This is a genomic window from Dactylosporangium sp. NPDC049140 (assembly GCF_040648435.1).
Genome location: NZ_JBEZDS010000044.1, coordinates 25,798 through 37,239, shown reverse-complemented (window position 1 = coordinate 37,239; position 11,442 = coordinate 25,798). Strand labels below are relative to the sequence as shown.

The window sequence follows — 11,442 nt, the reverse complement described above, 5'->3', positions numbered from 1 at the left end:
CGCGCGGACGCGGGGCCGGTCAGCCGCCGCCCAGGCGCGGCAGCCGGTCAGCCCCCGCCCAGGCGCGGCAGCGACCGCGCGGGCGCGAAAGCCGGTCAGCCCCCGCCCAGGTGCGGCAGCGAGCGCGCCGCCGTCTGCAGCGCGGCGGAGACGGCCTCGACCGCCTCGTCCGGGCCGCCCGGGCGCACCGTCAGGTGCACCTCGAAGGTCAGCGGGGCGTCGGCGACGATCGGCACCCACTTGAACCGGTCCGCGTACCGCCCGCCGAACTCCATCCCCGCCTTGAACGGCAGCGCCACGTCCGACGGCGCGACGAGCACGCGGCCGTCCCAGCGCGCGGCCGTCTCGTGGCGCAGGCGCAGCACGGCGGCCGCGGTGTCCCCCGTCGGCCGTCCGGCGCCCGCGCCCGGGTGCCGGTCCAGGCCCCAGGCCGAGCGGCGGTCCTCGGGGACGCCGGTGAGGTGCGGGATCGGACGGTACCGTCGCAGCAGCTCGGGCAGCGACAACCGCACGCCCGGGAAGTGCGCCGCGGGGACCATGGCCTCCAGGCGCGCCGTGTATAGGCGCACCGAGCGGCCGCCCGGGGGCGGGACGGCCCCGATCAGCAGCGCATGGCGGTGCAGTTCGACGCTCGCGTGCCGGTGGGGTTCGAGGTACTCCACCGCGACCCGCACCCGCCCGAACCGCTCGACCATCCGGGCCTGCGCGGGCGCGACGAACGCCGCGTGGTGCGGCAGGCAGGCCAGCCGCGGCAGCCCGTCGCCGGGGTCGGGGCGGCGCATCAGCTCGTACTCCCCGACGACGCTGCGGGCCGCGCGCTCGAAGTCCCGGCCGCGCTCGGTCAGGCGCAGCTGCCCGCGGTTGCCCTCGAAGAGCGGCTCCCCGCACCAGCGCTCGATCCGCGCGATGGTCTTGCCCACGAGCTGCCGCGCGTAGGGGCGATCGCGCAGGTGGGACGGGCGCGTCGGCGACAGCGCCTCCGCGGCCCTCGTGTGCTGCCGGTGTTCGGCGACGGCGAGGAAGACGCGGCACTCCCACTCGTCGGGCGCGACGTCGTCGCTGACGGCCATGTCCCGAGAACCTAGGAGGAGCGCGGGCACCGGCGGAAGCCGCAAAACGGATTTTCGCCGTAGGGGCAAAAACCGCCCATACCCCCTTGCGTTCGTGACCGTCGGTTACTTGACGTTTCGGCGACTTCGTGACGCTCTGTGAGATAGACCATAGCAACATGCGCGCTCCGGAGCGCATTGCACGCTGCGTGGACGGCGGATCACTCTACGCCGGGTAATGGAACCGCACGGGTGCGGACGACTTCGGCAACTACGGTGCGCACGCGGGACGGGAGCGAGTAGACAAGTGGACGGCGGCGGGTCCGGAACCGGAGGCAATCAGGTGACACCCACACGCGTCACGGCACTGCGGATCGAGCTCGTCCAGCACGGCGCCGTCCGCGCCACGCTTACCGTTCGCGCCCCGGCGACGGCGCTGGTCCCGCTCGGCACCCACCCCCCGGCAGCCACCGCCTACAAATAACCGTCCACAAGTAGCCGCGAGGTCAGGCGCGATGCCGCCCGGGGCGGTCGGGCCGGTTCTTGACCACGTGCGATGCTCGCCCCGATGCGCACCTCCTGGTCGCCGATCTCGAACGGCGCGTCCGCCGCCGCACGCAGCCGCGCGATCACCGCGCGCGTCTCGTCCTCGGTACCCACGCCCGGCAGGAGCAGCACGAACTCGTCGCCGCCGACCCGGGCGAGCACGTCGATCGGGCGCAGGCACGCGCTCAGCCGCTCGCCCACCTGGCGCAGCAGCTCGTCGCCCGCCTGGTGGCCGAGCTCGTCGTTGACCGGCTTGAAGCCGTCCAGGTCGACGAAGAGGACCGCGACCGGCTCGGCCTGCCGCGAGTCGGCGAGGCGCTGCTGGAGCCGGCGCCGGTTGGGCAGGCCGGTCAGCGGGTCGTGGTGGGCGTCGTGGGCCAGGCGGGTGCTGTGCACGGTCATGACCGAGGAGAAGCCGGGCTGGCCCATGGCGAGCGCGGAGATGAGCGGCTTGAACGCGGCCGACAGCGGGTCCGGGAACGAGCCGCCGGCCGCGGTGGCGTTGAGCGGGTTGCCGGTCAGGTCGGTGAGCACGAGGCCGTAGGTGAAACACGAGGACTTCCTGGCGTACCCCTGCAGCGCCCCGGTGTCGCCGGAGTCCCCGGCCGTCATCGACAGCGGGTGGCTGGTCGCGAAGTCGTTGAGCTCCTTGGCCGAGACGAGCAGCACCTGCGCGGCCAGGCCGCCGGTGTTCGTGGCCAGCGCGAGGGAGTCGGCACGGTGCACGGTCTCGGCCGCCCGCAGCGCCGAGCGGTTCACGGCTATGCCGACGCCGCCGATGGCGAGCAGCAGAGCGACGCTGACGCCGACGACCAGCCAGCTGCGCAGCCGCATCCGACCCGCCTCCATCCCACGATGCCGGTCGGGATGGCCGGCGGGAGACGTAGAACAGATCGGCCCGGCGCGCGGCGTGTCTGAGGAACTGTGCGCGTCGTCACACGGCGGGCTCAGGCCGCGGTGCGCACCGGCGCGGTCCCGCTCAGCACCGGCGTGACCGCGGCCGCGGGCAGCGAGACGGTCACCTCGAGGCCGCCGCCGTCGAGGGCGACCGCGGACACGCCGCCGCCGTGGGCCTCGCAGACGGCCCGCACGATCGACAGCCCGAGCCCGGTGCCGCGGGCCCCGGTGCGCTCCCGCCCGCCCCGGCGGAACGGCTCGAACAGCGCGGGCAGATCGGCCGGCTCGACCTCGAAGCCGGTGTTGCCGACCACGAGCCAGGCCAGGGTCTCGTCGGTGCCGGTGCGCACCCAGATCCGTCCGGCCAGATGGTTGTACCGCACCGCGTTCTCGATGAGATTGCCCGCCAGCCGCTCCAGCAGCCCCGGGTCGCCGACCACGTTGGCCGGCTTCAGGTCGGTGCTGACGTCGAGGTTGAGCCGCTTGACCTCCTTGCCCATCGCCGACAGCGCGACGGTGACCCCGGTGGCCAGGTCGGTGCTCACCTTGCGCCCGAGCCGCCGCCCGGCCTGGGCCTCGGTGCGGGCGAGCAGCAGCAGCGACTCGACAAGCGCGTTGGCCCGCATCGAGGCGTCGCGCACGACGGTGGCCATGCGCCGGTACTCCCCCACGTCGGCCTCGGGGTCGTCGATCGTCACGTCGACCTCGGTGCGCATCACGGCCAGCGGGGTGCGCAGCTCGTGGGAGGCGTTGGCGACGAAGCGTTTCTGGGTCTCGAACGCGGCGGTGATGCGGTCGAGCATCGCGTCGAAGGTCTTGGCGAGCTCGGCGACCTCGTCGTCGGCCCCGTCGTAGTTGATCCGCGCGTCGAGCGACTCGCCGGACAGCCGCTGGGCCGTGGTGGTGACCCGCTGCAGCGGCCGCAGCGAGCGCCCGGCCACCACGTAGGCGCCGGCGACCCCGACGGCCCCGATGAGCAGCAGCGCGAGGCTGCCCCGGGTGAGCAGCTCCCACTCGGCGGAGTCGACGAGGTCGGTCTGCCAGGTCTGGGCGTCGAGCTCGCGGCCGTCGGCGAGCACCACCCGGGTGCCGGGCTGCAGCTGGTCGGCCGGCTTGAGCGCGCCGTCGACGAGCAGGTACGCGAGCACGACCAGCACCAGGCCGGCGCCGACGAGCAGGATGCCGTTGAGCAGCGTGAGCCGCAGGCGCAGGGTGGGGCGGAAGGCGGCGGCGCGCCGGGCGTCGTAGATGGTCATTGGGGGGGCCGTGTCCGGTACCCGGCGCCGACCACGGTCTCGATGAGCGCCGGCTCGCCGAGCTTCTTGCGCAGCGTCATCATCGTGACCCGCACCGTGGTGGTGAACGGGTCGGCGTTGGCGTCCCAGACCCGCTCCAGCAGCTCCTCGCTGGAGACCACCGCGCCGCGGGCCTTGAGCAGCTCCTCGAGCAGCCCGAACTCCTTGCGGGTCAGGTCCAGCGGGTGCCCGGCCCGGGTCGCGACCCGCTTGGCCTGGTCGAGCACGAGGTCGCCGATGGTGAGCACGGGCGGGGCGGCCGGGGTGGCCCGCCGGCCCAGGGCCTGCACCCGGGCGACGAGCTCGTCGAAGGCGAAGGGCTTGGGTAAGTAGTCGTCGGCGCCGATCTGCAGGCCCTCGACCCGGTCGGCGACGCTGCCGCTGGCGGTCAGCATCAGCACCCGGGTCAGCGCGCCGGAGGCGACGAGGTCGGCACAGATGTCGTCGCCGTGCACGCCGGGCAGGTCGCGGTCGAGCACCACGACGTCGTAGCGGGTGACCATCGCCATCTCGTGGCCGGTGGTCCCGTGGTAGGCGACGTCGACGGCCATGCCCTGGCGCCGAAGCCCCCGGACGATCGCGTCGGCGAGATTCGTCTCGTCCTCGATCACCAGCACGCGCACGCCCTTCACCCCCAGCCGATCCGGGCCAGTGTGGTTCACGGGGCGTGAAGTCCCCGTGAAAGCCCCGGCTGACAATGTATCTACCCGGGCAACCGCCACAGGCGCACCGAGTCCCCACCGGCGAGGCAGGCGAGCCGGTGGTGGCGCACCGAGCAGCGCGACGGGATCGGGCTCACGTTGCCCAGCGGGGAGATGACGCCGGTACGCAGGTCGATGCGGGCCAGCCGGGAGCCGTTGCCCTCGGGGCGCTGGACGAGCACGGAGCCGGCCGGGGCGAAGCCGATGTCGTCGTCGTCCGTGCCGTCGCTGGCGGTCGGCACCACGGCCCAGCCCGCGAGGTCGGCGCGGTCGCGGCCGGTGGACCAGTCGACGATCCGCACGCGGGTGAAGTCGTCGCGGTCGCGGGCGACGAGCACGCCGGGCCCGGCCGCGTCGAGCTGCACCGGCCGCCGCCAGGCCTCCGCGCCGCTGTCCGGGTCGAGCACGGCGAGGTCGCGCCAGTTGGGCACGCAGATCATCGGGCCGCAGGCGACGACCACGGGGCCGTAGGCGATCTCGGCGATCGGCGCCTGCTCGGCCGAGGAGAACAGGATGTGCCACTGGTATCGCAGGGTGTCTTTGCGGTACGCCGTGATGAGCGCCCCGTCCGCGCGGACCGCCACGATCATGAGCAGGCCGCCGACGATCCGGACGCTGGTCGGCGGCGTGTCGGCGAGCTCCGGCACGTCGGCCGCGACGTTCACGGCCCCGGTGACGGCGCTGCGGATCTCGGCCCGCCCGCCCTGGTACCACACCGCGAACCACTCGCTGCCGGGCACGTCCGGCGCGACGATGCGGCCGCCGCCGGGCAGGTCGAAGGCCCACCGGATCTCGCCGGACTCGGCGTCGAGCGCGGCGAGGTGCACGGGGTTCGGGGTGGCGTTGCGCCCCGGTACGACCGGTGGGCAGACAGCGGCCCGGTCGTCGACGGTGAGCAGCCCGGGCGCGGCCCCGCGCGGCGCGGCGACAACCGCGATCGGGGCGCCGGCCCGCGACCACTGCTGCCGCCCGGTGGCCGGGTCGAGCCGCTCCAGGCTCCAGCCGACGGTCGCGGTGCAGGGGCGGTGCCGCACGTACGCGCGGTCGGCGGTCAGGTACGCCTGGCCGCCGCCGGGCCCGGACAAGGAGCGGGTCCACCGCACCTTGCCGGTGTCCCAGTCGTAGGCGGTGAGCGCGGGCTCGTCGCGCATGGCGTAGACGGCGCCGCGGTCGGCGACCAGGGCGGAGGCGTGCTCGGCGAGCGTGCCGGCCTCCTCGATGGCGCTCCCGGGCCGCGAGGCGGTGGCGAAGAGCACCACCAGGCTCAGCACGAGCGCGATCGGCCACGACCGGCGCCCGGTGCCGCGCGGGGGCGGCCACTCCAGCAGCGCCTCGCCGTCGACGGTGCCGTGTGATTCACCCAGATCGATCAATTCACCCACGTTACCAGCGTCCCCGCCTCAGTCCTTGGTCGCCAATCGGAGCAGCACGACCTCGCCGGTGTCGGTCGCGCAGGCGAGGCGGGGGCCCTCCAGCTCGCACGCGGTGAGACGGGCGTCGACGGTACCGAGCAGCGACACCCCGTCGCCGGCCCGCAGCCCGAGCAGGGTCCCCTCCTCGCCCGCGGCGGTGCCGAGCAGCAGCCGGTCGGCGTCCGCGCCGAGCCGCTCCCATCCGGGCCGCGCGGGGGCGGCCACGCCGGTGTCGGGGTCGAGCAGCGTCAGCGTCCGCGCCCCGGCCACGGCCAGCCCGCCGCCGGGCGCCGCGGCCAGGTCGGCGCGCACGTTCGGGGTCCACCGCGTCGCCCCGCTGGCCGGGTCGAGCACGAACGTGCGCTGCCCGGCCACGCACAGCACCGGGCCGCACGGGCGGACGGCGAAGCGGTCGGTGCGCCCGGACGCGGGCCCGGTCGGCACGGTGACCCGCCAGGCCGGGGCCGACCAGGCGTCGCGGCGGTACGCGGTCAGCACCGTGCCCCCGCGCGCCGGGTCGGCAACGAAGTCGGCGATGACGAGCAGGTCGCCCGCGGCCGCGACGAGGTCGCCGGGGGCCGCGGTGATCGCCCCGGCCGCGGCGCGCCGGCCGGTGACGAAGTCGGCGACGCTGATCGCGCCCTGCTTGTCGGCGAGCGCCGCCCAGGCCGCCCCGCCCTCGGCGGCGTCGAGGGCGACGCGCGTGCCGGCCTCGACGGGCAGCTCCCAGCGGGGCTCGCCGCCCGCGCCGAGGGCCTGCCAGCGCAGCCCGCCGCCGGTGGGCGCCCCCGCGGCCAGGGCGCCGCACCCGTCCGACCACAGGCTGCGCATGACGACGGTGCCGGGGACGGCGGCCGCGGTACGCACCGGCACGCCCGACGCCCGCCAGACCTCCTGCCCGGTGCGCCGGTCGACGGCGAACGTCGTGCCGGTGGTGCCGGAGCGGCACAGGTCGGGCCAGAGCACCACGACGTCGCCGGCGCCGGGCGCGGACGCGGCGTAGGAGAGGGTGGCCACGCCGTCCGGCGTGTAGGTCCAGCGGTCCTGCCCGTCGCCGGTGTCGAACGCCGCGACGGGGGTCGGGGCCCGGTCGCTGTCGAGGACCAGCAGGAGGTTCCCGGCGAGCTGGAAGGCGCCGTTGCCCAGGGGCCGGCGGGTCACCTCGGCGACCCCTTCCGGCAGCGGTACCGCCGACACGAGCGACAGCACCAGCCCGAGCGCGAGCGCCAGCCCCCAGCCGCGGGGCAGCCCGGCGGGCCCTCCGTCGGCGTCGGCGTCCCACACGGTCCCGGCGTCCCCGAGGTCGATCACGGCGGCGCCATCGGCGATCGGCAGCGTGCTCGGCGGCACGCCTCCATTGTGCTAACGCCGGGCGGCCGCCGGCAGCGGCCAGACAGTCAACTCTCCGGCCACGCCGCAGGCCACGACCCGCGCGTCGACCGAGCACGAGGGCATCCCGCCCCACGAGTCGCCGGTGCCGAAGACCGTGATCCGGCCGGTGCCGGGGTCGAGCAGCCCGAGCGTGGTGACGCGCTCCCCGTCCGGGCGCCGCCACACGACGATCCGGTGGCCCTCGGCCACGACGGGATGCCAGCCGTCGATGCGGCTCCGGATCGCTCCGGTGCGCGCGTCGACGATCACTCCGGCCGCGAGGGACTGCCCGTTGTCGCCGAGCGCGCCCAGGGCGACCGTCTCCGCGCCCGCGCCGAGGACCGTGGTGAAGCCGTCGACACGCCACGCCTGCCGGCCGGTGCGCGCCTCGTAGGCGACCAGCCCCGCGCCGTCGAGGCGGCACCACAGGCCCGGCGCGCAGCCGGAGAGCGGCCACTGGCCGATCGCGGCCTGGCCGGTGTTGCCCAGGTTGACGAACGTGCCGAGCACGGGCGGGCCCGGGGCGGCGTGCCACAGCATCCGCCCGCTCGCCCGGTCGTAGACGTCGTCGCCGCGGTCGGTCGAGATCCTGACCTGCCCGGCCCGCGCGCCGGGCGGCCCGGCGTCGCCGTCCTCGCCGGTCAGAAGGGAGCCCAGCCCCGACAGCCCGGGCTCGAGCCGGTCGGTGCGGGCGACGGCGCCGGTGGCCAGGTCGTACCCGCGCAGGGTGCCGTCCGGGTCGAGGACGCTGAAGGAGGTCAGGTCGAACGGCGTGTTCCCGCCCCGGCCGAAGGCGACCACGGCGTTGACGGGCACGGCGAGGCTCCAGACCGGCGCGCCGGTGCGCGAGTCCACGGTCACCAGCTGGTTCGCCTCCCGCGGCTGCGCCTGTGGGTCCGCGCCGGCCGGCAGCGTCACCCGTCGGCTGGTGTCCACGAGCATGGTCCGGCCGGGGAGCCGGCCCGCGACCGACACGCCGGCACGCTGCCACAGCTGGGCCCCGGTGCGCGGGTCGAGGGCGGTGACGGTCGCCAGTGCGGGGTTGTCGGGCAGCCGCACGCTGACCAGCGCGGCGTCGTCGTCGGCGAACATGAGCAGCTGCGAGTCGCTCAGGTCGGTGCCCCACAGCCGGGCGCCGCCCTCGCCGTACACCTCCAGCCGGTGCGGCCCCTCGCCCCCGAACCGGGTGACGTAGATGCGGCCGCCGCCGAGGGCGGTGGTGAGTGCCCCGCTGGCGAGGTGCAGCACCGGCCCGGCGGCGGCCGCGCTGGTGACCGGCAGCCCGGCGGCCACCGCGGCGACGGCCACCGCGGCCACCCAGCGCGGCGGCCCGGACAGGCGCCGGCGCGGGCGCGGCGTCTCCGGCGGCGCCCACGGCTCCCCGCCTCCGAGATCACCGAGGTCGATCGTCGCCGTCACGGCAACCTCCAGACGCTGAGCCCGTCTCCGGTGCAGTACAACACCTCGGCGCCCGCGACGCAGACCGGTGTGGGTCCGAGCCGCGCCCGGCCGAGGACCCGCACGCCGCCCGTGTGCGGGTCGTAGAGCCCGACGACCCCGAGCCACTGCCCGGCGTCGGTGTGCGCGACGACCAGGCGGCCGCCGTGGCTGGAGTATGTGCCGATCCAGCCGTCGAGCCGGTGCGCGATCGCGCCGGTGCGGGTGTCGATCGTGAACACCACGGCCTCGTGCGACACCGACGCCGAGGTGCCGAGCCCGCCGGCCATCAGCAGGTCCCCGCTGCGCCCGAAGACGTCGTTGTACTGCTCGATGCCCCACGCCGCCCGCCCGGTGCCCGCGTCGACGGCGTGGATCCCGTCGCCGCCCACGGTGCACCAGCGCCCGGAGCCGCACGGGCGCAGCCCGTAGGACTGCTTCTCGTAGCGCCAGAGCAGCTCGCCGGTGGCCAGGTCGTACAGCTCGATGCCGGGCGCGCCGACCCGGCTCACCTCGATTCGGCCGTCGCGGACGGCGAACCCGGTCAACGCGGTGCCGGACGTCGCGAACTCGCGCCGGTCGGTGACCGCCCCGGTGGCCGGGTCGCGGCGCTGGAGGACCGAGCCGGCGGTGAGCTCGTCGACGGCGACGAGGCCTTCCGACTCCTCCGAGTACTCGTAGTCGACGAGCGACGTGGCCGGCACCGTCTGCTCCCAGACGGTGGCCCCGGTGCGCGCGTCGACGCCGAGCAGCCGCGTCTCCCGGCCGGCCTCGCGCGAGTACGGCTCGTGCTGCCCGGCGACGTCCTGCAGCACCAGGCGGGGACCGGCGGCGCCGACGACCACGGCCCCGGACCGGAGCCACAGCTGCGCGCCCGTGCGCGCGTCGAGCGCCGTGGCGGTCGCGTCGAGGGCCTCCGCCTGGCCGTACACCGAGGTCAGCACGGCCACGCCGGCCGTGACGAGCTGCGGGTACTCGCCGTCCCCGGCGCGCGGACGCGTCCACAGCAGCCGCCCCGTGGGGGTGCGCGCCTCGAACCGGCCGGGCCCGTCGGGCTCGTACCGCGTGACGAGCAGCGTCCCGCCGCTGAGCCGCGCGTCGAGCACCCCGTTGTCGATGCTGAACAGCGGCTCGCCCCAGGTCGGCCCGGCCCCCACGAGCAGCGTCGCGGCGAGCAGGGCCACCGCGAGCACCGCGACCGGGCGCAGGCTCCGGCGCAGCGGCGGCTCCGGCGGCGACCAGGGCACGGCGTCGCCGAGCTCGATGACGCTCACCGCAGCGGCCAGACGTACAGCACCCCGATCGCCAGGCACGCGACCCGGTCGGCGGTGGCCGTGCACTGCGGCGAGCCGTAGAAGTCGGGGGCGCGGCCGATGACCCGCACCGACCCGTCCTCGGGGTCGAGCCGGCCGATTATCGCGTCGGTGTTGCTGATCGGCCGCCACAGGAAGAACCCGGGCGACCGGCCGGCGACGAAGTACCCGTTGGCGACGTACCAGCCCCGCCGGTCCCAGGCCACCGCGCCGTCCCCGTCGACCGCGAACGCCGTCACCTGGTCCGGGTGGTACTCGTCGCTGATCTGCCGGTACATCAGCAGCCGGTCGCCGGTGTCACTCAGCAGTGCCGTGTAGCCGCGCGCCCGCCACAGCACCGCACCGGTGGCCGCGTCGAGCACGTCGGTCCCGCTGTCGCCGAAGACGCAGTAGTGCACGCGCAGGCACGGCACCGGCCCGTTCCACGCCGGCGCCTCCCCCGACCAGCGCCAGAGCCGCCGCCCCGAGGCCAGGTCGAACACGTCGGACCCGTTACGCCCGGCGGCCAGCACCACCTCCTGGCCGGGCAGGCCGGCCTGATGCCGCGAGATGGCGCCGGAGAAGTCCAGGTGGTACCGCCCGGTGACCTCCCCTGTGCGCAGGTCCCGGATGCGCAGCGTCCCGTCGCGGTCGAGCTCGCGCAGCCCGTCGAGCCCCGGGTACCCGCTCGTATCGAACCCGGACTCGGTCCCCGGCGCCAGCTCGGCCGTCCAGCGCAGCGCGCCGGTGAGCTGGTCGAGCCCCAGGTACCGCTCGTGGTGGGGCAGGCGCGGCAGCGCGACGGAGGAGTCGTCGGGATTGCCGTACGAGTCGTCGAAGCCGTCGTCCTCGTCCGGCCAGGCCTGCTCCTGCACCACGAGGAGCCCGCCGGCCAGCCCGGTGAACCGCACCATGTCCCGCCGCCACAGGTCCCGGCCGGTGCCCGCGTCGTAGGCGGACACGTGCCCGGTGTACGCCCCGTCGGCATCGGCCCGCTCGACCTGCACGAACGCGGCCCGGTCGGTGAACGCCGCGTACGACTCGTCGGCCTCCCCGGGCCGCCGCCACAGCAACGCCCCGGTCCGCGCGTCGAGCGCCTCGGTCAACGGATCGGCGCCCGCCGACTGGTACCGGTACACGATGATCCGCCCGCCGGCCGCGTCGAGCGCCAGCACCTGGAAGTCGGCCGAGTACAGCGGGTCGAGCCCCGGCCGCAGGTCCGCCCCGCCGGGCAGCACCGCGACGAGCCCGAGCACGGCCGCGCCGGCCAGCCCCCGCCACCGGGAACGCCGCCGCCGCGCGACGGCCGCCCCGGGCCGCTCAGGCGGTTCCCAGGGAGCGCTGACGTCGAGCTCGATTATCGCGTCGGGCACGGGCCCCCTCTCCTCGCCAGAAGAGAGTCCCACGGCCCCGCGCTTGGTTGCGTGGATGCATCACCAAAA

General features: G+C 75.7%; 10 protein-coding genes. 1 reads left to right on the top strand and 9 read right to left on the bottom strand.

Annotation, left to right across the window (positions count from 1 at the left end):
• Positions 1-95 precede the first annotated feature (95 nt).
• The gene (locus AB0B76_RS44730; RefSeq protein WP_360387729.1) at positions 96-1,070 is read right to left on the bottom strand and encodes a LysR family transcriptional regulator; all 975 of its coding nucleotides are present in this window, start codon (positions 1,068-1,070) and stop codon (positions 96-98) included.
• 322 nt (positions 1,071-1,392) lie between these two features.
• Between AB0B76_RS44730 and AB0B76_RS44725 the strand changes: the two genes are divergently transcribed.
• Positions 1,393-1,533, top strand: coding sequence for a hypothetical protein (locus AB0B76_RS44725; RefSeq protein ID WP_360387726.1), 141 nt, complete (start codon positions 1,393-1,395; stop codon positions 1,531-1,533).
• Here AB0B76_RS44725 and AB0B76_RS44720 read toward each other — a convergent pair.
• The 8 genes from AB0B76_RS44720 to AB0B76_RS44685 form a co-directional block, all read right to left on the bottom strand.
• Positions 1,524-2,429: a GGDEF domain-containing protein gene (locus AB0B76_RS44720; protein ID WP_360387723.1), complete on the bottom strand. Its 906-nt coding sequence runs from the start codon at positions 2,427-2,429 to the stop codon at positions 1,524-1,526. The two genes, AB0B76_RS44725 and AB0B76_RS44720, sit on opposite strands and share 10 nt — an antisense overlap.
• A gap of 113 nt (positions 2,430-2,542) precedes the next feature.
• Entirely contained in the window at positions 2,543-3,748 is a 1,206-nt protein-coding gene (locus tag AB0B76_RS44715) for a HAMP domain-containing sensor histidine kinase (protein WP_360387721.1), read from the bottom strand.
• A complete protein-coding gene (locus tag AB0B76_RS44710; RefSeq protein WP_360387718.1) occupies positions 3,745-4,410 on the bottom strand; it encodes a response regulator transcription factor in 666 nt (221 codons plus the stop codon). Before AB0B76_RS44710 ends, AB0B76_RS44715 begins: the two co-directional genes overlap by 4 nt.
• Before the next feature lie 80 nt (positions 4,411-4,490).
• Complete coding sequence (locus AB0B76_RS44705; protein ID WP_360387715.1) at positions 4,491-5,870, bottom strand: PQQ-binding-like beta-propeller repeat protein; 1,380 nt, start codon at positions 5,868-5,870, stop codon at positions 4,491-4,493.
• 18 nt (positions 5,871-5,888) lie between these two features.
• Positions 5,889-7,250 (bottom strand): hypothetical protein, encoded by a 1,362-nt coding sequence (locus AB0B76_RS44700; protein WP_360387713.1) that lies wholly within the window; start codon positions 7,248-7,250, stop codon positions 5,889-5,891.
• 12 nt (positions 7,251-7,262) lie between these two features.
• Positions 7,263-8,690 carry a PQQ-binding-like beta-propeller repeat protein gene (locus AB0B76_RS44695; protein ID WP_360387711.1) on the bottom strand — a complete coding sequence of 476 codons (1,428 nt, stop codon included), beginning with the start codon at positions 8,688-8,690 and terminating at the stop codon, positions 7,263-7,265.
• Positions 8,687-9,982: a PQQ-binding-like beta-propeller repeat protein gene (locus tag AB0B76_RS44690; protein WP_360387708.1), complete on the bottom strand. Its 1,296-nt coding sequence runs from the start codon at positions 9,980-9,982 to the stop codon at positions 8,687-8,689. The genes AB0B76_RS44695 and AB0B76_RS44690 overlap by 4 nt, the downstream gene beginning before the upstream one ends.
• Positions 9,979-11,373, bottom strand: a complete 1,395-nt coding sequence (locus AB0B76_RS44685; RefSeq protein ID WP_360387705.1) for a PQQ-binding-like beta-propeller repeat protein — start codon at positions 11,371-11,373, stop codon at positions 9,979-9,981. Before AB0B76_RS44685 ends, AB0B76_RS44690 begins: the two co-directional genes overlap by 4 nt.
• Positions 11,374-11,442 lie beyond the last annotated feature (69 nt).

Bases quoted from the DNA above. Each gene is read 5' to 3' on its own strand.
- AB0B76_RS44730 (WP_360387729.1), bottom strand. From the start codon at position 1,070: ATGGCCGTCAGCGACGACGTCGCGCCCGACGAGTGGGAGTGCCGCGTC.
- AB0B76_RS44720 (WP_360387723.1), bottom strand. From the start codon at position 2,429: ATGCGGCTGCGCAGCTGGCTGGTCGTCGGCGTCAGCGTCGCTCTGCTG.
- AB0B76_RS44715 (WP_360387721.1), bottom strand. From the start codon at position 3,748: ATGACCATCTACGACGCCCGGCGCGCCGCCGCCTTCCGCCCCACCCTG.